This is a genomic window from Nitrospirillum amazonense, assembly GCF_007828035.1.
GTDB classification, from domain to species: Bacteria; Pseudomonadota; Alphaproteobacteria; order Azospirillales; family Azospirillaceae; genus Nitrospirillum; species Nitrospirillum amazonense.
Genome location: NZ_VITV01000001.1, coordinates 778,270 through 800,650, shown reverse-complemented (window position 1 = coordinate 800,650; position 22,381 = coordinate 778,270). Strand labels below are relative to the sequence as shown.

Below are 22,381 nucleotides of genomic sequence, written 5' to 3'. Positions count from 1 at the left end.
AAGGGGCCCAGACCATGTCCATCCGCCATCCCATCATTTCCGTCACCGGTTCGTCCGGCGCCGGCACCACCTCGGTCCGGCAGATTTTCGAGCACGTCTTCCGGCGCGAGGGGGTGAACGCCGTCTGCATCGATGGCGACGCCTATCACCGCTATGACCGCGCCCAGATGAAGCAGGCCATCGCGCAGGCCGACAAGGATGGCGATCACCATTTCAGCCATTTCGGCCCCCAGGCCAATCTGCTGGGCGAGTTGCAGGAGCTGTTCCGGCGCTACGGCGACGACGGCACGGGCCGCACCCGCCACTATGTCCACGACTCAGGCGAAGCGGAACACTATGGCTGCCCCCCCGGCACCTTCACCCCCTGGGAGGATCTGCCGGGCCCCAGCGACCTGCTGTTCTACGAGGGCCTGCATGGCGCGGTGGTAGCCGACGGCTATGACATCGCCGGCCATGCGGACCTCAAGATCGGCGTCGTGCCGGTGATCAACCTGGAATGGATCCAGAAGATCCACCGCGACCGCACCAGCCGGGGCTACAGCACCGACGATGTCATGACCACCATCCTGCGGCGCATGCCGGACTACGTCCGCTACATCTGCCCGCAGTTCACCCAGACGGACATCAATTTCCAGCGGGTGCCCACGGTCGACACCTCCAACCCCTTCATTGCGCGGTGGATACCGACCCCGGACGAATCCATCGTCGTCATCCGCTTCCGCAACCCGCGCGGCATCGACTTCCCCTACCTGCTGTCCATGATCGCCGGCAGCTTCATGTCGCGCGCCAATTCCATCGTCATCCCGGGCGGCAAGCTCGACCTGGCCATGCAGCTGATCCTGACGCCGCTGATCCTGCAGCTGGTCGAACGCAAGCGCCGCGCCGGTTGAAGGAGGGACACCGCCATGACCCCCACCCTATCGCTGCGTCAGATCGAAAGCGCGGAGCCCGACACCCCCCCTGATCTGGCCGACATGGCCAACGCCGTGCGCATGCTGGCCGTGGCGGGGGTGGAGGCGGCGAAGTCCGGCCACCCGGGCATGCCCATGGGTATGGCCGACGTCGCCACCGTGCTGTTCACCCGGGTGATGCGCATCGATCCCGCCCGGCCCGACTGGCCCGATCGCGACCGCTTCGTCCTGTCGGCCGGCCACGGCAGCATGCTGCAATACGCCCTGCACCATCTGCTGGGCTATCCGGACATGCCCATCGAGGAGCTGAAACGCTTCCGCCAGCTGGGCTCCAAGGCGGCGGGCCATCCGGAACACGGCCATGCGGCCGGCATCGAGACCACCACCGGCCCCCTGGGCCAGGGCATCACCACCGCCGTGGGCATGGCTTTGGCCGAGCGGCACCTGAACGCCCGCTTCGGTGACGCCCTGGTCGATCACCGCACCTATGTCATCGCCGGCGACGGCTGCCTGATGGAGGGCATCAGCCAGGAGGCCATCGACCTCGCCGGCCACCTGAAGCTGTCCCGCCTGGTCGTGCTGTGGGACGACAACGGCATTTCCATCGATGGGGCCACCACCCTGTCCACCGGCACGGACCAGCTGGCGCGCTTCAAAGCCTCCGGCTGGGCGGTGGAGCGGGTGGACGCCTACGACCATGGGGCCATCGAGGCGGCCCTGAACCGGGCCCAGGCCAGCGACCGCCCCACCCTGATCGCCTGCCGCAGCGTCATCGGCTATGGCGCCCCCACCAAGGCCGGCACCTGCGGCGTCCACGGCACCCCCCTGGGCGTGGAGGAGGCGCAGGCCACGGCACAGGCCCTGGGCTGGGACAGCCCGCCCTTCACCGTACCGGACGACATCCGGGACTCCTGGCGTGCCGTGGGCCGGGCGGGACGGCAAGCCCGCGAGGCCTGGGAACGGCGTCTGGCCGCGCATCCCGCCCGCGCCAATTTCTGGCGCGTCATGGCGGCAGAACCGGGGGCTGACGTGATCGATGCCCTGGCGGCCTACCGGCAGGAACTGGTGGAGTCCCGGCCCAAGATGGCCACGCGCAAGGCCTCGCAGGTGGTGCTGGGCGTGGTGAACGCCGCCACCGACCTGACCGTGGGCGGATCCGCCGACCTGACCCATTCCAACCTGACTCAAACAAAGGGAATGGATGTGATGAACGCCGGCCACTATGCCGGGCGCTACATCCATTACGGCATCCGCGAGCATGCCATGGCCGCGGTGATGAACGGCCTGGCCCTGCATGGCGGCGTCATCCCCTACGGGGGTACCTTCCTGGTGTTTTCCGACTACGCCCGGGGCGCCATCCGCCTGTCGGCCCTGATGGGCGTGCGCGTCATCCATGTGCTGACCCATGACAGCATCGGCCTGGGGGAGGACGGACCCACCCACCAGCCGGTGGAGCATCTGGCCATGCTGCGGGCGACACCCAACCTGCACGTCTTCCGCCCCGCCGACGCGGTGGAGACGGCGGAGTGCTGGGAACTGGCGCTGACCAGTCCCGACACGCCGTCGGCCCTGTGCCTGTCGCGCCAGGACCTGCCCACCCTGCGCCGGGACGCCCATTGGAACCGCAGCGCCACCGGCGCCTACATCCTGCGGGAAACCCCCGGCCCGCGTGACGCCACCCTGCTGGCGACGGGATCGGAGGTGGCGCTGGCGGTGGAAGCGGCGGAACGCTTGGCCGGAGAGGGCATCGCCACCGCCGTGGTGTCCATGCCCTGCTGGGAACTGTTTGAGCGGCAGCCGCCCGCCAACCGCGCCCTGGTGTTGGGCTCAGCGCCCCGCATCGGGGTGGAGGCAGCGGTGCGCTTCGGCTGGGACCGCTGGCTGGGCGACCAGGGCGCCTTCATCGGCATGGGGGGCTTCGGCGCCTCCGCCCCCGCGGCCGACCTCTACCGCCACTTCGGCATCACCGTCGACGCCATCATGGCCGCCGTCCGCGCCCGCGTCGCCCACGCTTAAGGAGCGCTACACCATGGCTCGTATAACCCTTCGTCAGCTACTGGACCACGCGGCAGAACGCGATTACGGCGTGCCGGCGTTCAACATCAACAACATGGAACAGGGCCTGGCGGTCATGGAGGCCGCCGCCCAGGTGGACGCCCCCGTCATCCTGCAGGCCAGCCGGGGTGCCCGGTCCTATGCCGGCGACCTGATGCTGGCCCATATGATCGACGCACTGGAGGCGCTGTACCCCACCATCCCGCTGTGCCTGCACCAGGACCACGGCAACAGCGAGGCCACCTGCCTGACGGCCCTGCAGCACGGCTTCACCTCCGTCATGATGGACGGGTCGCTGCTGGCCGATGCCAAGACGCCGGCGCCCTATGCCTACAACGTCGACATCACCCGCCGCGTGGCGGAGGCCGCGCACTGGGTGGGCGCCTCGGTCGAGGGTGAACTGGGCGTGCTGGGCAGCCTGGAGACCGGCCAGGGCGAGGCGGAGGACGGCCACGGCGCCGAGGGCGTGCTGTCGCTGGACCAGCTGTGCACCGACCCCGACCAGGCTATGGACTTCGTGGCCGCCACCCGCGTGGACGCCCTGGCCATCGCCATGGGCACCTCGCACGGCGCCTATAAATTCTCGCGCCAGCCGGATGGCGACATCCTGGCCATGGATGTGGTGGAGGCGATTCATGAGCGGTTGCCCAACACCCATCTGGTGATGCACGGCAGCTCCTCCGTGCCGCAGGAACTGCAGGATCTGTTCAACGCCTATGGCGGCCGCATGCCCCGCACCTGGGGCGTGCCGGTGGATGAGATCGTGCGCGGCATCCGCTTCGGCGTGCGCAAGATCAACATTGACACCGACTGCCGCCTGGCCATGGCGGTGCAGTTCCGCAAGACGGCGACCGAGAACCCGGCGGAGTTCGACCCGCGCAAATTCCTGAAGCCGGCCATGGACGCCATGAAGGCGCTGTGCCGCGACCGTTTCGAACAATTCGGCGCCGCCGGCAACGCCAGCCGCATCACGCCCCTGCCCATGGCCGCCATGGCCAAGCGCTACGCCACCGGCGCGCTGGACCCGCACCTGGGCAGCACACCGGTAGCGGCTGAGTAACCACCATCCCGCCCCGCCACGCACCTCAACCCTAGGCCCCGACCGGGGCCGCCGGAGAGCTCCGGGGAGCGTCAGCGGACTGGAAATCGAGGAAGCCAAGGGGCGGACGCCCCGCCGGCGCTTGAGGAGGACAGGAACATGAACGCGATCGACAAGCGGGACCGCCGCGACCGTTACGCCGCCGGGGTCATGAAGTACCAGGACATGGGCTACTGGCAGCCGGACTACGTGCCCAAGGACACGGACGTCATCGCCGTCTTCCGCATCACGCCGCAGGACGGGGTGGATCCCATCGAGGCGGCGGCGGCCGTGGCCGGCGAGTCCTCCACCGCCACCTGGACGGTGGTGTGGACCGACCGGCTGACGGCCTGCGACAAGTACCGCGCCAAGGCGCACAGGGTGGAACCGGTGCCGGGATCACCCGAGAGCTGGTTCGCCTACATCGCCTATGACATCGATCTTTTCGAACCCGGGTCGATCGCCAACCTGACGGCGTCCATCATCGGCAACGTCTTCGGCTTCAAGCCGCTGAAGGCCCTGCGGCTGGAGGACATGCGCCTGCCCGTGGCCTATGTGAAGACCTTCGACGGGCCGCCCACCGGCATCGTTGTGGAGCGGGAACGACTGGACAAGTTCGGGCGCCCGCTGTTGGGCGCCACGGTCAAACCCAAGCTGGGCCTGTCGGGGCGCAACTATGGCCGCGTGGTCTATGAGGCGCTGAAAGGCGGCCTGGACTTCACCAAGGACGACGAGAACATCAATTCCCAGCCCTTCATGCACTGGCGCGACCGCTTCCTCTATTGCATGGAGGCGGTGAACCGCGCCCAGGCGGTGACGGGCGAGGTCAAGGGCACCTACCTGAACGTGACCGCCGCCACCATGGAGGACATGTACGAGCGGGCGGAGTTCGCCAAGTCCATCGGCTCGTGCATCGTCATGATCGACCTGGTCATCGGCTACACCGCCATCCAGTCCATGTCCAAATGGGCGCGGCGCAACGACATGGTGCTGCACCTGCACCGCGCGGGGCATTCCACCTACACCCGGCAGAAGAGCCATGGCGTGTCCTTCCGCGTCATCGCCAAGTGGATGCGGCTGGCGGGGGTGGACCACATCCACGCCGGCACGGTGGTGGGCAAGCTGGAGGGCGACCCCGCCACCACCAAGGGCTATTACGACATTTGCCGCGAGGACTTCCTGCCCCAGCGGCTGGAAAACGGCATCTTCTTCGACCAGTCCTTCGCCTCGCTGCGCAAAACCATGCCGGTGGCCTCGGGCGGCATCCATGCCGGGCAGATGCACCAGTTGCTGGACCTCTTTGGCGATGACGTGGTGCTGCAGTTCGGCGGCGGCACCATCGGCCACCCCATGGGCATCCAGGCCGGCGCCACCGCCAACCGGGTGGCGCTGGAGGCCATGGTGCTGGCCCGCAACGAGGGCCGCGACATCGTCAACGAAGGCCCGGACATCCTGGCCGCCGCCAGCCGCCACTGCACGCCCCTGCGCCAAGCCTTGGACGTGTGGAAGGACGTGACCTTCAACTACACCTCGACCGACGCGCCGGATTTCGTGCCGACCGCCAGCGTGGCTGGCTAAAGGATAAGGAGACTGAAGATGCGCCTCACCCAAGGAACCTTCTCCTTCCTGCCCGACCTGACGGACGAGCAGATCACGGCCCAGGTGCAGTACTGCATTGACCAGGGCTGGGCGGTGAACATCGAGTTCACCGACGACCCGCACCCCCGCAACACCTATTGGGACATGTGGGGCCTACCCATGTTCGACATCCGCGACGCCGCCGGCGTCATGGGCGAACTGGCGTCCTGCCGCAAGATCTACGGCGACCGTTACATCCGCATCTCCGGCTTTGACGCCAGCCACGGGTGGGAGAGCGTGCGCCTGTCCTTCATCGTCAACCGGCCCGCCAACGAGCCCGGCTTCGCCCTGGAACGCCAGGAAAGCGACGGCCGGCGCATCCTGTACAGCACCCGCGCCTATGCCGCCCAGCTGCCGGAAGGGGAGCGGTATTCGTGATGGCCGCGACCCTCATGGCAATCCCGGCGGATGCCGCCGACGCGGCGCCGGGGGCGGTGGATCTGCGCGCCGATTTCGAAGCCTCCGGCCTGCCGGAAATCTTCGCGCAGCTGGACCAGGAAATGGTGGGCCTGGCGCCCATCAAGCGGCGCCTGCGCGAGATCGCGGCCCTGCTGCTGGTGGACAGGGCGCGCCAGCGCTTCGGCCTGGCGGTGGGCGCCCCCACCCTGCATATGAGCTTCACCGGCAACCCCGGCACGGGCAAGACCACCCTGGCGCTGAAGATGGCGGCCATCCTGCACCGGCTGGGCTATGTCCGGCGCGGGCACCTGGTGACCGTCACCCGTGATGATCTGGTGGGCCAATACATCGGCCACACGGCGCCCAAGACCAAGGAGGTGCTGAAGCGCGCCGCCGGCGGCGTGTTGTTCATCGATGAGGCCTACTACCTCTACCGGCCGGAGAACGAGCGCGACTATGGCCAGGAATCCATCGAGATCCTGCTGCAGGTCATGGAGAACCAGCGTGACGACCTAGTGGTCATCCTGGCCGGCTACGCCGACCGCATGGACCGCTTCTTCCAGGCCAATCCTGGCTTCCGCTCCCGCGTCGCCCACCATATCGACTTCCCCGACTATGGTGAGGAAGAGCTGCTGGAAATCGGGGAGCGGCAGCTGGAGGCCATGAACTACCGCCTCAGCCCGCAGGCCAAGGCGGTGTTCGCCCAGTATATCGCCCTGCGCCGGGGCCAGCCGCACTTCGCCAACGGCCGGTCCATCCGCAACGCCCTGGACCGCGCCCGCCTGCGCCAGGCCAGCCGCCTGTTCCAGCGGGACGACGGCCCCCTGTCGGTGGACGACCTGACGGTGATCGAGGCGGAGGACATCCTGGCCAGCCGGGTCTTCGCCGGCACGCCCGATAGCCAGGTAGCGGATAAGGAGGCCCCGTCATGACCCAACCCCTGATCGCCCCCAGCATCCTGTCCGCCGACTTCGCCAGCCTGGGCGCCGAGGTGCGCGCCATCACGGCGGCGGGGGCCGACTACATCCATGTCGACGTCATGGATGGCCATTTCGTGCCCAACCTGACCATCGGCCCCGCCGTGGTGAAGGCCCTGCGCCCCCATACCGACCGTCCCTTCGACGTGCATCTGATGATCAGCCCGGTCGATCTCTACCTGGAGGCCTTCGCCGAGGCCGGGGCCGACATCATCACCGTGCAGGCGGAGGCCACCACCCACCTGGACCGCACGCTGGAACGCATCCGCGGCCTGGGCAAAAAGGCCGGCGTGGCGCTGAACCCCTCCACGCCGGAAAGCGCCGTGGCCTATGTGCTGGACCGGATGGACCTGGTGCTGGTCATGACCGTGAACCCCGGCTTCGGCGGCCAGTCCTTCATCCCCGCCATGATCCCCAAGATCCACGCCCTGCGCGCGATGATCGGCCGCCGGCCCATCCAGGTCGAGGTCGACGGCGGCGTGAACCCGGAGACGGCCCGCCTGTGCGTGCAGGCGGGGGCGGAGGTGCTGGTGGCGGGTTCGGCCGTATTCCAGGGCGGGGCCGGGCGCTATCAGGCCAACATCGCGGCGCTGCGCGGCTAAGTGGCACTAGCCCATTCCCCTCAAAACCGCGTAGAGGTGCGCGGGGTTGAGGGAGGGAACCATGTCCTATCGCATCCTGACGCTGGACGGCGGCGGTCCCTGGGCCCTGCTGGAGGCCATGGTTCTGGCCGATCTGTACGGCAGCGACATGCCGGGCCACGACATTCTGGCGGAATTCGACCTGGCGGCCGGCACCTCGGCCGGGGCCATCGTGCTGGGCGGGCTGATCAAGAACCTGACACCGGCCCAGATCCTGGACCTGTTCGTGGATGACGCGCGGCGGGGCAGCCTGTTCGTGAAGGTCGATGGGCTGGACAGGGTGGTGGCCGACCTGGACCTGGGCCCGCGATATAGCACCCAGGGCAAGCTGGCCGGCCTGACCGCCATGCTGGACGACCCCGGCCTGGCACCGCCCACCCCCGCCACGGCCGATGGCCAGGTGCGCCCCCTGGCCCTGTCGGCCTGTCCCATGGCCCGCCTGCCGCTGCCCCTGGCGCGGCGGGGCGCCGTGCCGGTGAAGGTGTTCATCCCCGCCTTCGACTACGCCCAGCGCCGGGCCATGACCTTCCGCAGCTATGCCGGCCTGGCCACGGCGGTGACGGAGCCGCAGGCCTCCACCGCCCCCCTGGCGGAGGTCATCAACGCCAGCAGCACCGCGCCCGTGGCCTTCTTCGACGAACCCGCCCGGTGCGATGGGCGCCTGTACTGGGACGGCGGGCTGACCGGCTGCAACAACCCGGTGATGCTGGCGGTGATGGAAGCGCTGGCGCAACCCGGCGGCAACACCGACCTTCAAATTCTGAGTCTCGGCAGCGGCACCACCCGCCACGCGCCGGTGACCAGCACCAGCCAGCCGCCGGGCGACCTGGCGGAACCTGTGGGAATGCGGGGTACCCTGGGCGACCTGTCGCTGCTGGCCCAAACCACTCTGGACGATCCCCCCGACACCGCCAGCCTGGAGGCCCACATCCTGGCCCAGCGCTTGGCGGGCCGGGACCCCGCCGCCCTGGGCGGGCTGGTGCGCCTGAACGTCTCCGTCCAGCCGGTGCTGGAAAGCGGGGTGTGGACGGCGCCGCCGGGCCTGGCCGACGGGCGCTTCGCCCAGGTGGCGGCCCTGCCGGCCGACGCGGTCGACCCGGCGCAGATCGCCCTGATCCGGCAGCTGGGACGCGACTGGATGGCGGGCGACGTCCCGAACCAGCCCCTGATCACCCGCCTGCCGCAGCTGGACTGCGTGCTGGGCGACGGCAGCTATGCCGAGGCCAAGGCGCGGTGGCTCGCCCTCACCCAGAGGTGAACACCACAACCAAAAAGATAAAAGACCGGGCCACGGCACCCGCGCTGTGGCATGATGGCGGGGCAGTGTGGGGCGGCCGTTCCGGCGGCGGCACCCGCGCCCACAAGCGGGAGAGACGCCTTGTCGCCCTTCGGCGTGTTCATCCTGGCCGTCCTGGCCTTCGCCATCGTCCTGGTCTACAGCAGCATCAAGACCGTGCCCCAGGGCATGGAATATACGGTGGAACGGTTCGGGCGGTATACCCGCACCCTAAAGCCGGGCCTGGCCATCATCGTCCCCTTCGTCGACCGCATCGGCGCCCGTCAGACCATGCAGGAGGTGGTGCTGGACGTGCCGTCGCAGGAGATCATCACCAAGGACAACGCCATGGTGACGGTGGACGGCGTGCTGTTCTTTCAGGTGCTGGACGCCGCCAAGGCCAGTTACGAGGTGCGCAACCTGGACCGCGCCGTCCTGAACCTGACCATGACCAATCTGCGCACGGTCATGGGCTCCATGGATTTGGATGAGCTGCTGTCGCAGCGCGACGCCATCAACGCCCGTCTGCTGACCGTGGTGGACGCCGCCACCCACCCCTGGGGCGTGAAGATCACCCGCGTTGAAATCCGCGACATCCAGCCGCCGCGCGACCTGGTGGACAGCATGGCCCGCCAGATGAAGGCGGAACGCGAACGCCGCGCCCTGATCCTGGAGGCCGAAGGCCAGCGCCAATCCGCCATCCTGCGGGCGGAGGGCGAGAAGCAATCCGCCATCCTGCAGGCCGAGGGCAAGAAAGAGGCCGCCTTCCGCGAAGCCGAGGCCCGCGTGCGCCTGGCGGAGGCGGAGGCCACCGCCACCCGCGTGGTGTCCGAGGCCATCGCCGGCGGCAGCGTGCAGGCGGTGAACTACTTCATCGCTCAGCGCTACGTCGATGCGCTGAAGGGCTTCGCCGCCAGCCCCAACCAGAAGATCCTGTTCATGCCCATGGAGTCGACCGGCATCCTGGGCGCCCTGGGCGGCATCGCCGAACTGGCCAAGGACAGCTTCGCCGGCGTACCGGCCAACCAGGCCCGCGCCGCCGCGCCCCGCCGAAACGATCAGCCACCGGTCCCACCCCCCGGCGGCCCCTGGACCACGCCCGGCAGCTGAGGGAGGAGGTCATGCCCGACTTCACCGCATGGACGCCCCACGCCTGGCACTGGTGGGCAGCAGGCGTCGCCCTGGCGTTGGTGGAAATGGTCACCCCCGGCTTCGGCCTGCTGTGGCTGGGCGTGGCGGCGGTGCTGGTGGGCACGGCGCTGTTCCTCTTCCCCGCCTTGGCCCTGGCCGGGCAGGCGGTGCTGTTCGCCGTGCTGGCGGCCAGCCTGCTGCTGGCCACCCGCCGTTGGCTGGGTGGCGACCGGGCCGAGCCGGCGCCCCCCGGCCCGCCCCTGAACGCCCGCGCCAGCCAGTATGTCGGCCGCGTCCTGACGCTGGAGACGCCCATCACCAACGGCCAGGGCCGCGCCCGCCTGGACGACGGCGCCTGGATCGTCTACGGCCCCGACGGCCTGGCCGCCGGGACGACCGTGCGTGTGGTCGGCGTGGACGGCACGGCGCTGAGGGTGGAGGCGGCTTAGGCGCGCTTACGCCTGCTTCGCCCCCGGCTTTCCCGGTTCCACCACGAAGCTGGCGCGGGTGCTGATGGCGCCGCCGGGGGTGGTGACGCGGTCCATGACGCGGAAAGTGGCCGTCAGCTTGTCATGGCCGATGTCGCACAGCAGGTAGCCGCGCTGGTCGTTCATGAAGCGGATGTGCGGGTTGCCGCGCATGATCTCCTCATAACGCGGGCGCTTGTCGGCGCCATCGCCGCCGGAACTGATGGAGGTGCCGACGAATTCGGTGGCGACCACGCCGGCCTTGTCGCTGTGGTAGTCGGTCTTGAGGTCGCCCACGAAGTTCTGGTGCTCGTCCCCCGTCAGGACCACCACATTGTTCAGGCGGCGGTCTGCGATGTGCCGCAGCAGGCGCTGGCGCGGCTGGTGGTACCCTTCCCAGCTGTCCATGTTGTAGATGGGGCCATGCCAGGGCTCGCGGTTCATGGTCATCATCATGACCTGCTGGCCGATGAGGTTCCAGCGGGCGCGGCCGCGGTCCAGCCCCTCGAACAGCCAGCGTTCCTGGTCCTCGCCCATCATCTCGGCGTCGTCGCTGTCCTGCCCCTCGCACGCGGGCTTGAAGCCGTCGCCGCAGGGCTGGTCGGTGCGGAACTGGCGGGTGTCCAGCAGGTGCAGGTCGATCAGGTTGCCGAAGGCCAGCCGGCGGTAGATCTGCATGTCCGGCCCCTTGGGCCAGGAGGCGCGGCGCAGGGGCATGTGCTCGAAATAGGCCTGGGCGGCCGCCGCCCGGCGCAGCAGGAAATATTCCGGCGGGGCGATGCCGGCGCCGTCGACGGTGCCGGTCCAGTTGTTGTCGACCTCATGGTCGTCCCAGGTGACCATCCATGGGCAGGCGGCGCGGGCCAGCTGCAGGTCCAGGTCCAGGGTGTACTGGGCGTAGCGGCGGCGGTACTCGTCCAGGGAATAGGGCTCGTCGCCTAAGTGCCGGCGGGCGGTGGGCTGGGCCAGGCCGCCGTAATAGCGGCTGGTCTCATGCGTCCGCACCCGATTCTCGTAGATGTAGTCGCCGTAGTGGAAGACGAAGTCCGGCCGTTCCTCCGCCAGGTGGCGGAAGGCGGTGTAGTAGCCGTCCTCGTAATTCTGGCAGCCGACCATGCCCAGGCGCACGCGCTCCACCTTGGCGCCCAGGGCCGGGGCGGTGCGGGCGCGGCCCACCATGCTGCGCTCCGCCCCCACGGTGAAGCGGTAGTAATAGTCGCGCCCCGGTTCCAGGCCGCCCACCTCGGCATGGATGGCGTGGCCCAGTTCCGGCCGCGCCACCTCGGTACCGCTCTGGACGATGTTGCGCATGCGCTCGTCCGTCGCCACTTCCCAGTCCACCTCCACCGGGCGCTTGGGCATACCATAGCCGAAGGCCAGCGGTTCGGGCGCCAGCCGGGTCCACAGCACGAAGCCGTCCGGCAGCGGATCGCCCGAGGCGACACCCAGCGAGAACGGGTCGTTGCTGAACGCCGCCTGCGCCAGGGCCGAGCCCATGGACGACGGCAGCAGGAAGGCCGTGGCGGCGCTGGCGCCGAAGGTCTTCAGCAGGGCGCGGCGGGTGGCCTCGGGAACGGGGCTGAACCGGGTCATGGGCGGCATCTCGGACGCAGATAGGCTTAAGGGAGGAGAGTGCGCGGCAGAGTGCCCGCCGGTGGAACCGCGTTCAACCATGAAAAACCTTGGCGGACGCCCTGTCATGAAAGTGTCGCCAGGACCTTGCAACCTCCACGTATCGTGGGCCGCAACCCTACATGGCGAACCCGCCAGGCTTGCGCCCCATCTTGACCATTTGGTCAGGATCGGCCAGGGTTGGTTCCCGTGCCGTGCCCCCTAAGCCCCCGACTTGCCGGGACCTTGGGAAATGGACTAGGTTTCAGCAGAGCAGGCGGTGCGGCGCATCCCGTTCGCCACCGTCCAAAAGTATGCCCACGGAGGCAGGGACCCTTCATGAGTAGAGCGATCCGTGCGGCGTTGGCGGCGGCCGCCCTGTTGAGCTGCGCCTTCTTCGTCCCTGGGTCCGCCCCCGCCCGCGGGGCGGAGGCCGCCTTCTTTCCCGGCGTGGTCTTCGATTACGGCGGCAAGTACGACAAGTCCTTCAACGAAGGCGTCCTGACGGGCATCGAGCGGTTCCACCGCGAAACCGGCATCAATTACAAGGCGCTGGAGATCAGCAACGACGTCCAGCGCGAGCAGTACCTCCGCCGCCTGGCGGAGCATGGCGCCGACATCATCCTGGCCGTGGGCTTCAGCCAGGCGCCGGCGGTGGCCAAGGTCGCCAAGGAATTCCCCGAGATCAAGTTCACCCTGATCGACGGCGTGGTGAAGCTGCCCAACGTGCAGTCCATCCTGTTTTCCGAGCAGGAGGGATCGTACCTGGTGGGCATGCTGGCGGCGCTGAGCAGCAAGACCCACACCGTGGGATTCGTCGGCGGCATGGACATCCCCCTGATCCGCCGATTCGAGTGCGGCTATGAGCAGGGCGTGAAGGCCGTGGCGCCGGACGACCACATCATCGCCAACATGGTGGGCACCACACCCGCCGCCTGGTCCGACCCCACGCGCGGCGGCGAGCTGGCCAAGAGCCAGTTCGACCGGGGCGTGGACGTGGTGTTCGCCGCCGCCGGGCAGAGCGGCATCGGCGTGCTGCAGGCGGCCAAGGACGCGGGCAAGTATTCCATCGGCGTCGACAGCAACCAGAACCACCTGTTTCCCGGCTCGGTCCTGACCTCCATGGTCAAGCGGGTGGACGTGGCCGCCTACAACGCCATCAAGGCGGCACAGGACGGCACCTGGCAGGCGGGCGTACGCACCCTGGGCCTGAAAGAGGAAGGCGTGGGCTGGGCGCTGGACGAGAACAACGCCAAGCTGGTGACGCCGGAGATGAAGGCGGCGCTGGACGCGGCGTCCGCCGAGATCCAGAACGGTACCCGCAAGGTCGCCAATTACGACGAAACCAACGGCTGCAAGTACTGATAGGCCATCCCATCCACGCATCGGGTCCCTTTCCCGGCCCCCCAGAACCAGAGACCAGCCGCCCCGTGTCGCAAACCGTTCCCCTCTCCGTGCCGCCACAGCCGGGCCCCTGGGCCGTGGAACTGGTGGGCATCGACAAGCGCTTCGGCCCCGTCCACGCCAACAAGGCGGTTTCGCTGCGGATCCGCGCCGGGTCCATCCACGGCCTGGTGGGGGAGAACGGCGCCGGCAAATCCACGCTGATGAGCATCCTCTACGGCTTCTACCAGGCCGATGAGGGGCAGATCCTGGTGAACGGGGCCGAGGTGCGCATCCGCGAGCCCAAGGACGCCATCGCCCTCGGCATCGGCATGGTGCACCAGCACTTCATGCTGGTTGAGGAATTCACCGTGCTGGAGAACCTGATGCTGGGGGCCGAGGGCGGCGCCCTGCTGAAGGACGGCATCAGGAAGGCGCGGGCGGAGGTGGAGCGGCTGGAAAAGGCCTACCGCCTGGACGTGCCGCTGGACGCCAAGGTCGCCGACCTGAACGTGGGCATCCAGCAGCGGGTGGAGATCCTGAAGGCGCTGTACCGGGGCGCCCAGGTGCTGATCCTGGATGAGCCGACCGCCGTGCTGTCGCCCCCGGAGGTGCAGGACCTGTTCCGCATCCTGGATGCGCTGCGCGCCCAAGGCCGCACCATCCTGATGATCACCCACAAGCTGAAGGAGATCATGGCCATCACCGACGCCGTGTCGGTGCTGCGCCAGGGGGCGGTGGTCGCCAGCTTCCACACCCAGGACACCAACGAAGCGGCCCTGGCCGAAGCCATGGTCGGACGGCGCGCCAACCCCGCCGTGCGGCGGCCGGGCGCGCCGGCGGGCGCGCCGCTGCTGACGGTGGAAGATCTCAGCATATTCGATGAGCGCGGGGTGGAGCGGTTGAAGCGCGCCACCTTCCGCGTGCGGGCGGGCGAGATCGTCGGCGTGGCCGGCGTCGCCGGCAACGGCCAGTCGGAACTGCTGGAGGCGCTGTCGGGCATGACGCCCTTCCAGCGCGGGCGCGTCCACGTCAACGGGCGCGACGTGACGCCGGAGTCGCCCATGGATCCGGCCCAGGCCCGGCGCCAGGGCATCGCCCACGTGCCGGAGGACCGCCTGCGCCGCGCGGTGGTGAAGCCCTTTCCCGCCTTCCAGAACGCGCTGCTGGGCTATCAGGACGACCCGGCCATGGCCGACGGCCCGCGCCTGAACTGGAAGCGCGTGGCCGCCGCCACCGCCCGGCTGATGGAGGACTGGGACGTCCGTCCCCGCCAGCCGTCGCTGCGCACCTCGCTCTTCTCCGGCGGCAACCAGCAGAAGCTGGTGCTGGGCCGGGAGATGGAGCGCGACCCCAACGTGCTGCTGGTGGGCCAGCCCACCCGCGGCGTGGACATCGGCGCCATCGAGTTCATCCACCGCCGCCTGCTGGCCATGCGTGACGCCGGCAAGGCCATCCTGCTGGTCTCCGCCGAGCTGGAGGAGATCATGGCCCTGTCCGACCGCATCCTGGTGATGTGCGACGGGGCCATCACCGGCGAGCTGGCGGCCGAGGACGCGACCGAGGGCCTGATCGGCCGCCTGATGGCCGGCATCACCGACGATATGGAACACGGGTCGCGTGCGGACGCGGCCGGAGGGGCGGCATGAGCGCATCCACCAACAGCGACGGCCTGCCGCGCTGGGCCACGCTGGCCCTGCTGCCGGCCATCAACCTGGGCGCCGCCCTGGTGGTCTCGTCCCTGGTCATCCTGGCCATCGGTCAGGACCCCCTCTCGGCCCTGGCCTTCATGGTCAAGGGGGCGGTGGGCAGCGGCACGGGCCTCAGCTACACCCTCTATTACGCCACCAGCCTGATCTTCACCGGCCTGGCCGTGGCCATCGCCAACCATGCCGGCCTGTTCAACATCGGCGGCGAAGGCCAGGCCTATGTCGGCGGCCTGGGCACCGGCCTGGTGTGCCTGGCGCTCAGCGGCTGGCCCTGGTACACGGTGCTGCCGGTGGCCGTGCTGGCGGGCGCGCTGTTCGGCGCCGTCTGGGGACTGATCCCGGGCTATCTGCAGGCCTATCGCGGCAGCCACATCGTCATCACCACCATCATGTTCAACTTCCTGGCCAGCGCCCTGATGGTCTACCTGCTGGGCGGGCCGCTGATCGAACATGGCCAGATGGCGCCGGAAAGCCGGGAATTCGCCGAAAGCACCTTCCTGCCGGCGGTGAAGGAGATCGCCGCCGGCCTGGGTTACCGCACCAGCACCCTGCCGCTGAACCTGTCGCTGCTCCTGGCGCTCTTGTGCGCCGCCGGTGTCTGGTTTCTGATCTGGCACACCCGCTGGGGCTTTCAGATGCGCACGGTGGGCGCCAATGAGGCCGCGGCGCGCTATGCCGGCATCAACGCCCGCACCACCATCGTGGTCGCCATGGCCATTTCCGGTGCCTTGGCCGGCCTGGTGGGCATCAACGAGCTGCAGGGTGTGCAGCACCGCATCACCCTGAACTTTCAGGCCGGCATGGGCTTCACCGGCATCGCGGTCGCCCTGATGGGCCGTGGCCATCCGGTGGGCATCGTCCTGTCGTCGCTGCTGTTCGGCGCCCTCTACCAGGGCGGGGCCGAGCTGTCGTTCGAGTACAACGAGATCAGCCCCCGCCTGGTGGTGGTCATCCAGGGCGTGGTCATCCTGTTCTCCGGCGCCTTGGAGCATATGTTCCGCCCGGCGCTGGTGCGTTTGTTGAAGCCCAAGGCGGCGGCATCGGCCGCCGGCCAGCGCGCCTGAGATCCCGGGGAAAGAGACCATGGACGATACCGCCCTGTGGATCGTGTCGCTGCTGGCCAGCACCGTGCGCCTGGCGACACCGCTGGTACTGGCCTCGCTGGCCGGCTTTTATTCCGAACGCGCCGGTGTGGTCGACATCGGCCTGGAAGGCAAGATGCTGACCGGCGCCTTCGCTGCCGCCGCCACGGCGGCCGTCACCGGGTCGCCTTGGGCAGGCCTGGCGGCGGCCATCGCCGCCTCGCTGCTGCTGGCCCTGGTGCACGGCTTCGCCTGCATCACCCACCGGGGTGACCAGGTGGTGGCCGGTGTCGCCATCAACACCATCGCCGCCGGCCTGACCGCCGTGCTGGCCAACGCCTGGTTCGACCTGGGCGGCCGCACGCCCTCGCTGGATGGCGGGCAGCGCTTCCTGGGCCTGCACTTCCCGTTGGCGGAGGCCGTGCGCGGCGTGCCCCTGCTGGGCCGCTTCTATGGCGAGGTCATCGGCGGGCAGAACCTGCTGGTCTACCTGGCGGTGCTGGCCGTGCCCGCCACCTCGTGGGTGGCCTATCGCACCCGCTTCGGCCTGCGCCTGCGCGCGGTGGGGGAAAACCCGGCCGCCGTGGACACCGCCGGAATTTCGGTGCCCTGGCTGCGCTATCGCGCCGTGCTGATCACCGGCCTGCTGTGCGGCGTGGCCGGCGCCTACCTCTCCATCGCGCAAGGCGCGGGGTTCCAGGAGAACATGACTGCGGGCAAGGGCTATCTGGCCCTGGCCGCCCTGATCCTGGGCAAGTGGCGGCCCTACCCCACCCTGGCCGGCTGCCTGCTGTTCGCCGCCACCGACGCGCTGCAGGCGCGGCTGCAGGGCGTGGCCCTGCCGGTCGTCGGCGCGGTGCCGGTGCAGATCATCGAGGTGCTGCCCTACATCCTGACCGTGCTGCTGCTGGCGGGCTTCGTCGGCAAGTCCATCCCGCCCAAGGCGGCGGGCCAGGCCTATGTGAAAGACCGGTAAGCGACCTACATCAAAGCCTGTGGCGAGGGCGTGGGTGTAACACCACGCCTGTAGAGCCAGGGGGCCGGAACGCATCCGGCCCCCTTTCCCAATGCAGATCCCCGATACAGATCCCCGATACAGATCAAGGATGCCCCCGCCATGCCCGCCTGCCGCCGCCTGGCCGCCCTGCTGTTTACCGGTACCATAGTGTTCGGGGGCCTGGACGCGGGGGCGCAGGAGGCCAGGTCCGACCAGATTGACGTGCAGATCCTGTCGACCACCGACCTGCACATGAACGTCATGGACTACGATTACTATGCCGACAAGCCGGACCCCGGCGTCGGCCTGGTACGGGTGGCCAGCCTGATCCGCAAGGCCAGGGCCGAAAAGCCCAACACCCTGCTGGTGGATGCCGGTGACCTGATCCAGGGCACGCCCATGGGCGACTATGTCGCCCGGGTGCAGGGCCTGGGGCCGGGCAAGTTCCAGCCCATCATCGCCGCCCTGAACGCGCTGGGCTACGACGCCGCCGTCATGGGCAACCATGAGTTCAATTTCGGCCTAGACTATGCCGTGGCGGCGGAGAAGGAGGCCAAGTACCCGGTGCTGGCCGGCAACGTGAACCGGGTGGAGGATGGCCAGCCCCTGTTCCCCGCCGGCGTCATCCTGGACCGCGACTTCACCGACGGCGCCGGCGCCAAGCATACGATCCGGGTGGGCGTGGTCGGTGTGCTGACGCCCCAGATCGTGCTGTGGGACAAGGACAAGCTGGAGGGCAAGGTCACCACCTCCGACATCGTGGAGGTGGCGGCCAAGACCGCCCGGGACCTGAAGGCCCAGGGCGCGGACGTGGTGGTGGCGGTCATCCACAGCGGCTTGTCGGCCGCCCCCCACCAGAAGATGGCGGAGAACGCCGGCGTGGCCGTGGCCGCCATTCCCGAGGTGGACGCCGTCGTCACCGGCCATGCCCACCGGGTCTTCCCCGCCGCCGATTATGCCAACCTGCCGGACGCCGACATCCCACACGGCCTGATCCATGGCAAGCCGGTGGTCATGGCCGGCTTCTTCGGCGACCATCTGGGCGTGATCGACCTGATCCTCTCCGCCGACCCCAAGGCCCATGGCGGCAAGGGCGGCTGGACCGTGGCCGCCGGCCATGCCGAGACCCGGCCCGTGCTGACCCGCGTGAACGGCAAGGCCACGCCGCTGGTGGAACCGGACGCGGCGGTGGCGGCCATCGCCAAGGATGCGCATCAGGCGACCCTGGATTATGTGCGCCGGCCCGTGGGCAAGAGCACCGGCCGCATCGAGACCTATTTCAGCTTCATCGCCGATCAGCCGGCCTTGGATATCGTGTCGGACGCCCAGCGCCAATACGTGGCCAAGGCGCTGGCGGGCGGCCCCTACGCCAAGTTGCCCATCCTGTCGGCGGCCGCCCCTTTCAAGGCGGGGGGCCAGCCCGGCCCCGACTATTTCACCGACGTGGCCGCCGGGCAGATCAGCCTGCGCAACGTCGCCGACCTTTACCTCTATCCCAACATCGTCGCCGCGGTGAAGGTGACGGGCGCCCAGGTGCGCGATTGGCTGGAGATGGGGGCCCGCGTCTTCAACCGCGTTGACCCGGCCAAGAAGGAGCCGCAGATGCTGGTGAACCGGGCCGTTCCCAGCTTCAACTTCGATGTCATCGACGGCGTCACCTGGCGGGTCGATGTGACCCAGCCGCCGCGCTTCGGCGGCGACGGCAAGCTGGCCCCGGGCGACAACCACCGCATCGTCGACCTGCGCTACAACGGCCAGCCGGTGAAGGATGACGATGAGTTCATCGTCGTCACCAACAATTACCGCGCCAACGGCGGCGGCAACTTCCCCGGCCTGGACGGTAAGAACATCGTCTACTCAGGCACGGAAACGATCCAGGAGATCATCGCCGACTACCTGCGCGCCGCCGGCACCCTGGTACCCGCCACCAACCACAGCTGGGGCTTCGTGCCCGTCACCGCACCGGTGACCGTGCTGTACGATACCAACGTCAAGGCGGCGGCGCTGTTGACCCAATACCCCAACCTGAGCGACGTGGGGCCTGGCGACCCCGGGCTGGAACTGTTCCGGGTGGATTTGTCGCCCACCGCGCTGGCCGGCCAGGGGCTGGGAAAATGACGGCGGAAAAGAAGGTTTGGCGGGCCTATCTGGCGGGCCCGGAAGTGTTCCTGCCCGATCCCGGGGCGGCCGCTGACGCCCTGCGCGCGGCCTGCGCTCGCTTCGGCATCGTTGGCGTCTTCCCCATGGATGGTGCGGTGGTCTCGATCCCAGGCGAGACGGCGGCGGATCACGCCGGCCGCATCCGTGCCACCAACCTGGACCTGATCCGGAACACGGATCTGGTGCTGGCCAACGTCAGTCCCTTTCGCGGCCCCTCGGCCGACGACGGCACGGCCTATGAGATGGGCTTTGCGGCGGCGCTGGGCCGGCCGGTCTTCGCCTATACGGCCACACCCGCCAGTCTGCTGGATCGGACCCGTGCCCATTTCCTCCTGACCCAGGACACCAAGGGCGACTGGCGCGATCCGGAAGGACGTATGGTGGAGGATTTCGGCCTCGGCGCCAACCTGATGCTGGTTCACCCCGCGCCGTTCCCGACGGCCCAGCCTGGCCCCCTGGGCATTTATCATGGGGTGGATGCCGCCCTCAGCGCGGCATGGGACTGGGTTTCCTTCCAGGAGCGCTGACCGGAAAATGAAACAGCCGGGCGTTGCCGGCCCGGCTGTTTCAGGTCCATCTGTTTCCCTGCGCGTCAGGCGGCGTTCTGCGATACGCCCATGCGCCGGAACCGGTCACTGTCCAGCACAACCTCAAGCGCCAGGCTGAGGCGGTCGCTGGAGCGGCCGTCGACCAGGAATTCGACATGGGGCGGATGACCCGCCCGCTGATGGATGGCATGGACCAGCAGGCGACGCTTGGGCAGCTTCACCTCTTCCATCCATTCACCCGGTTTGGGCGGTTCGACCCCGCGCCTAGACAACGCCATAGCTTCCCTACTCCTTAACAGCCCCCGGGGCACCTGCCTGCGCGGCGCGCCTTTTGGGGGTCGGCTCTAGAAACCCAGGCCGTTCGCCGGACCGGTCCGCCCCGGGGAATGGAACCCGTGGGCTGTTGCGATCAGCATAATCCAATTCAAATGCCAAGGGATATAGCTTAGGGGTACGTCATCACCTTGTCACCCGCGATCTTCCCCCGATTTTCTGGCCGTAGACGTCGGCGCGGGAATCCAGGTGGCGCGGCGGTCGTCCGCACGACCGTTCCGAATACGTAATGAACCCGACGATACGGGCGCTTTATCCGCTTTCAGCCGCCGTTCAGCCAGCCATCGCGCCAGGCACCTGCGGGCCCGATATGACCCAAAGAGCCAAGGGGATCGGCCTCATCAAAGGGATTAGACAAAAGGGCATGTCCATCCCGCCGCGCGGCACACCCCATGGCATAGGCGATTAAGGAAAGGCCCGCCAGTTCGCCGGCCAGAACCGGGGCCGGGAAAGGCATCACCACGGCCGTGGCAGGGGGCAGGAGAAGGTTCATGGGGACGGTGTTTCCCTGGCTATGCGTTCCGGATAGGGCCAGGACTATCCCTCGCCAGCCGCACCGTCCTTGAGCTGGATCAATCGCTGGGCAATTTGTTTGGCCCCCGATTGATCCAGCTCAGCCGAAGGCCTGCAGCCCCGTCTGAGCCCGGCCAAGAACCAGGGCGTGGACGTCGTGGGTCCCCTCGTAGGTATTCACCGCCTCCAGGTTCAAGACATGGCGGATAACGGGGTACTCATCGGACACCCCGTTGCCGCCATGCATGTCGCGGGCGGCGCGGGCGATGTCCAGCGCCTTGCCGCAGTTGTTGCGCTTCATCAGGCTGATCATTTCCGGCGCCGCGCGGCCCTGGTCCATCAGCCGGCCCAGGCGCAGGGCGCCCTGCAAGCCCAGGGTGATTTCCGTTTGCATGTCGGCCAGCTTCTTCTGGATCAGCTGGGTCGCGGCCAGCGGCCGGCCGAAGGCGGTGCGAGTCAGGGTATAGTCGCGCGCCGCGAACCAGCAGGCCTCCGCAGCACCCATGGCGCCCCACGAGATGCCGTAGCGCGCCTTGTTCAGGCAGCCGAAGGGGCCTTTCAGTCCCACCACGCCGGGCAGCAGGGCCGTCTCCGGCACCATCACCCCGTCCATCACGATCTCGCCGGTAATGGAGGCACGCAAGGAGAACTTGCCCTCGATCTTGGGCGCCGACAGGCCGGTCATCCCCTTTTCCAGGATGAAGCCCCGGATCTGCCCCTCGTCGTCCTTGGCCCAGACGACGAAAACGTCGGCCACCGGTGCGTTGGTAATCCACATCTTGGATCCGGTCAGGACATAGCCATCGGCCACGCGGCGGGCCCGCGTCTTCATGGCGGCGGGATCGGACCCGGCGTCCGGTTCCGTCAGACCGAAGCAACCGATCAACGTGCCGGCCGACAGGCCGGGCAGGTAGCGCTGGCGCTGTTCCTCGCTGCCATAGGCGTGGATGGGATGCATGACCAGGGAAGACTGGACGCTCATGGCGGAGCGGTAGCCGCTGTCCACGCGTTCCACCTCACGCGCCACCAGGCCATAGCAGACATGGTTCACCCCGGCGCAGCCATAGCCGTCGATGGTCATGCCCAGCAGGCCCAGCTCCCCCATCTCGGCCATGATGGCGGGGTCGAACACCTCATGCCGGAAGGCGTCGCGCACGCGGGGCGCCAACCGGTCCTGGCAGAAGGCGCGGGCGCTGTCGCGCACCTGCCGCTCCTCCGCCTCCAGCTGGTCGTCCAGCAGCAGGGCGTCGTCCCATTGGAAGCCGCCCTTGCCCGCACTGTCGCTCGCCATGGGTCTTTCCCCTGATTGGTGGTCGTTGGATGGGCCGCATTGCAGGCGGGAAGCCACGGGCGGTCAAGATACTCCGTGAGTATCTGCATTATGCATTGCCCATTTCAATACACCTATCCCAAGGGCGCGATGCGTGTTGCAGTGCAAAACCTATGAGCAATGGCCTAGTCCATAGGGACAG

At 68.5% G+C, this 22,381-nt stretch carries 20 protein-coding genes; 16 read left to right on the top strand and 4 right to left on the bottom strand.

What is annotated here, in order from left to right; genetic code table 11:
- Nucleotides 1–14 precede the first annotated feature (14 nt).
- The 10 genes from FBZ87_RS03370 (at nt 15) to FBZ87_RS03325 (ending at nt 10,555) form a co-directional block, all read left to right on the top strand.
- Entirely contained in the window at nt 15–890 is an 876-nt protein-coding gene (locus tag FBZ87_RS03370) for a phosphoribulokinase (RefSeq protein ID WP_145608924.1), read from the top strand.
- 15 nt (nt 891–905) lie between these two features.
- Nucleotides 906–2,927: a transketolase gene (gene tkt, locus FBZ87_RS03365; protein ID WP_246134211.1), complete on the top strand. Its 2,022-nt coding sequence runs from the start codon at nt 906–908 to the stop codon at nt 2,925–2,927.
- A gap of 13 nt (nt 2,928–2,940) precedes the next feature.
- A complete protein-coding gene (fba, locus tag FBZ87_RS03360) occupies nt 2,941–4,026 on the top strand; it encodes a class II fructose-bisphosphate aldolase (protein WP_145608923.1) in 1,086 nt (361 codons plus the stop codon).
- A gap of 138 nt (nt 4,027–4,164) precedes the next feature.
- Nucleotides 4,165–5,622: a form I ribulose bisphosphate carboxylase large subunit gene (locus FBZ87_RS03355; RefSeq protein WP_145608922.1), complete on the top strand. Its 1,458-nt coding sequence runs from the start codon at nt 4,165–4,167 to the stop codon at nt 5,620–5,622.
- Nucleotides 5,623–5,640: 18 nt separating this feature from the next.
- A complete protein-coding gene (locus tag FBZ87_RS03350; RefSeq protein ID WP_145608921.1) occupies nt 5,641–6,060 on the top strand; it encodes a ribulose bisphosphate carboxylase small subunit in 420 nt (139 codons plus the stop codon).
- The gene (gene cbbX, locus FBZ87_RS03345; protein ID WP_145608920.1) at nt 6,060–7,013 is read left to right on the top strand and encodes a CbbX protein; all 954 of its coding nucleotides are present in this window, start codon (nt 6,060–6,062) and stop codon (nt 7,011–7,013) included. Before FBZ87_RS03350 ends, cbbX begins: the two co-directional genes overlap by 1 nt.
- Nucleotides 7,010–7,660 (top strand): ribulose-phosphate 3-epimerase, encoded by a 651-nt coding sequence (gene rpe / locus FBZ87_RS03340; RefSeq protein ID WP_145608919.1) that lies wholly within the window; start codon nt 7,010–7,012, stop codon nt 7,658–7,660. Before cbbX ends, rpe begins: the two co-directional genes overlap by 4 nt.
- A 61-nt stretch (nt 7,661–7,721) precedes the next feature.
- Nucleotides 7,722–8,957 (top strand): patatin-like phospholipase family protein, encoded by a 1,236-nt coding sequence (locus FBZ87_RS03335; protein WP_145608918.1) that lies wholly within the window; start codon nt 7,722–7,724, stop codon nt 8,955–8,957.
- A 120-nt stretch (nt 8,958–9,077) separates the two neighbouring features.
- Nucleotides 9,078–10,085, top strand: a complete 1,008-nt coding sequence (locus FBZ87_RS03330; RefSeq protein WP_246134210.1) for an SPFH domain-containing protein — start codon at nt 9,078–9,080, stop codon at nt 10,083–10,085.
- 11 nt (nt 10,086–10,096) lie between these two features.
- Nucleotides 10,097–10,555, top strand: a complete 459-nt coding sequence (locus FBZ87_RS03325) for an NfeD family protein (protein WP_145608917.1) — start codon at nt 10,097–10,099, stop codon at nt 10,553–10,555.
- 6 nt (nt 10,556–10,561) lie between these two features.
- On the opposite strand, the gene FBZ87_RS03320 is transcribed toward FBZ87_RS03325, so the two are convergent.
- A complete protein-coding gene (locus FBZ87_RS03320) occupies nt 10,562–12,166 on the bottom strand; it encodes an alkaline phosphatase D family protein (protein ID WP_145608916.1) in 1,605 nt (534 codons plus the stop codon).
- Between the two features lie 357 nt (nt 12,167–12,523).
- Here FBZ87_RS03320 and FBZ87_RS03315 point away from each other — a divergent pair, with 357 nt between their 5' ends.
- The 6 genes from FBZ87_RS03315 to FBZ87_RS03290 all read left to right on the top strand — a co-directional run bounded on the left by FBZ87_RS03315 (nt 12,524) and on the right by FBZ87_RS03290 (nt 20,042).
- Entirely contained in the window at nt 12,524–13,549 is a 1,026-nt protein-coding gene (locus FBZ87_RS03315) for a BMP family lipoprotein (protein WP_186454547.1), read from the top strand.
- A 65-nt stretch (nt 13,550–13,614) separates the two neighbouring features.
- Nucleotides 13,615–15,216, top strand: a complete 1,602-nt coding sequence (locus tag FBZ87_RS03310; RefSeq protein ID WP_246134209.1) for an ABC transporter ATP-binding protein — start codon at nt 13,615–13,617, stop codon at nt 15,214–15,216.
- Complete coding sequence (locus FBZ87_RS03305) at nt 15,213–16,340, top strand: ABC transporter permease (RefSeq protein WP_145608915.1); 1,128 nt, start codon at nt 15,213–15,215, stop codon at nt 16,338–16,340. Before FBZ87_RS03310 ends, FBZ87_RS03305 begins: the two co-directional genes overlap by 4 nt.
- Nucleotides 16,341–16,359: 19 nt before the next feature.
- Complete coding sequence (locus FBZ87_RS03300; RefSeq protein WP_145608914.1) at nt 16,360–17,334, top strand: ABC transporter permease; 975 nt, start codon at nt 16,360–16,362, stop codon at nt 17,332–17,334.
- A gap of 141 nt (nt 17,335–17,475) precedes the next feature.
- Nucleotides 17,476–19,473: a bifunctional 2',3'-cyclic-nucleotide 2'-phosphodiesterase/3'-nucleotidase gene (locus FBZ87_RS03295; protein ID WP_145608913.1), complete on the top strand. Its 1,998-nt coding sequence runs from the start codon at nt 17,476–17,478 to the stop codon at nt 19,471–19,473.
- Nucleotides 19,470–20,042, top strand: a complete 573-nt coding sequence (locus FBZ87_RS03290; RefSeq protein WP_145608912.1) for a nucleoside 2-deoxyribosyltransferase — start codon at nt 19,470–19,472, stop codon at nt 20,040–20,042. The genes FBZ87_RS03295 and FBZ87_RS03290 overlap by 4 nt, the downstream gene beginning before the upstream one ends.
- Before the next feature lie 65 nt (nt 20,043–20,107).
- On the opposite strand, the gene FBZ87_RS03285 is transcribed toward FBZ87_RS03290, so the two are convergent.
- The 3 genes from FBZ87_RS03285 to FBZ87_RS03275 all read right to left on the bottom strand — a co-directional run bounded on the left by FBZ87_RS03285 (nt 20,108) and on the right by FBZ87_RS03275 (nt 22,200).
- Nucleotides 20,108–20,341: a hypothetical protein gene (locus tag FBZ87_RS03285; protein WP_138918831.1), complete on the bottom strand. Its 234-nt coding sequence runs from the start codon at nt 20,339–20,341 to the stop codon at nt 20,108–20,110.
- A 317-nt stretch (nt 20,342–20,658) separates the two neighbouring features.
- Nucleotides 20,659–20,889: a hypothetical protein gene (locus FBZ87_RS03280; protein WP_145608911.1), complete on the bottom strand. Its 231-nt coding sequence runs from the start codon at nt 20,887–20,889 to the stop codon at nt 20,659–20,661.
- Nucleotides 20,890–21,009: 120 nt separating this feature from the next.
- The gene (locus tag FBZ87_RS03275) at nt 21,010–22,200 is read right to left on the bottom strand and encodes an acyl-CoA dehydrogenase (RefSeq protein ID WP_145608910.1); all 1,191 of its coding nucleotides are present in this window, start codon (nt 22,198–22,200) and stop codon (nt 21,010–21,012) included.
- Nucleotides 22,201–22,381 lie beyond the last annotated feature (181 nt).

Coding starts and splice junctions, on each gene's coding strand:
- rpe (WP_145608919.1), top strand. CDS start 7,010: ATGACCCAACCCCTGATCGCCCCCAGCATCCTGTCCGCCGACTTCGCC.
- FBZ87_RS03300 (WP_145608914.1), top strand. CDS start 16,360: ATGGACGATACCGCCCTGTGGATCGTGTCGCTGCTGGCCAGCACCGTG.
- FBZ87_RS03295 (WP_145608913.1), top strand. CDS start 17,476: ATGCCCGCCTGCCGCCGCCTGGCCGCCCTGCTGTTTACCGGTACCATA.
- FBZ87_RS03350 (WP_145608921.1), top strand. CDS start 5,641: ATGCGCCTCACCCAAGGAACCTTCTCCTTCCTGCCCGACCTGACGGAC.
- FBZ87_RS03355 (WP_145608922.1), top strand. CDS start 4,165: ATGAACGCGATCGACAAGCGGGACCGCCGCGACCGTTACGCCGCCGGG.
- fba (WP_145608923.1), top strand. CDS start 2,941: ATGGCTCGTATAACCCTTCGTCAGCTACTGGACCACGCGGCAGAACGC.
- FBZ87_RS03280 (WP_145608911.1), bottom strand. CDS start 20,889: ATGAACCTTCTCCTGCCCCCTGCCACGGCCGTGGTGATGCCTTTCCCG.
- FBZ87_RS03305 (WP_145608915.1), top strand. CDS start 15,213: ATGAGCGCATCCACCAACAGCGACGGCCTGCCGCGCTGGGCCACGCTG.
- FBZ87_RS03275 (WP_145608910.1), bottom strand. CDS start 22,200: ATGGCGAGCGACAGTGCGGGCAAGGGCGGCTTCCAATGGGACGACGCC.
- FBZ87_RS03290 (WP_145608912.1), top strand. CDS start 19,470: ATGACGGCGGAAAAGAAGGTTTGGCGGGCCTATCTGGCGGGCCCGGAA.
- FBZ87_RS03320 (WP_145608916.1), bottom strand. CDS start 12,166: ATGACCCGGTTCAGCCCCGTTCCCGAGGCCACCCGCCGCGCCCTGCTG.
- FBZ87_RS03370 (WP_145608924.1), top strand. CDS start 15: ATGTCCATCCGCCATCCCATCATTTCCGTCACCGGTTCGTCCGGCGCC.
- tkt (WP_246134211.1), top strand. CDS start 906: ATGACCCCCACCCTATCGCTGCGTCAGATCGAAAGCGCGGAGCCCGAC.
- FBZ87_RS03325 (WP_145608917.1), top strand. CDS start 10,097: ATGCCCGACTTCACCGCATGGACGCCCCACGCCTGGCACTGGTGGGCA.
- FBZ87_RS03285 (WP_138918831.1), bottom strand. CDS start 20,341: ATGGCGTTGTCTAGGCGCGGGGTCGAACCGCCCAAACCGGGTGAATGG.
- cbbX (WP_145608920.1), top strand. CDS start 6,060: ATGGCCGCGACCCTCATGGCAATCCCGGCGGATGCCGCCGACGCGGCG.
- FBZ87_RS03315 (WP_186454547.1), top strand. CDS start 12,524: ATGAGTAGAGCGATCCGTGCGGCGTTGGCGGCGGCCGCCCTGTTGAGC.
- FBZ87_RS03335 (WP_145608918.1), top strand. CDS start 7,722: ATGTCCTATCGCATCCTGACGCTGGACGGCGGCGGTCCCTGGGCCCTG.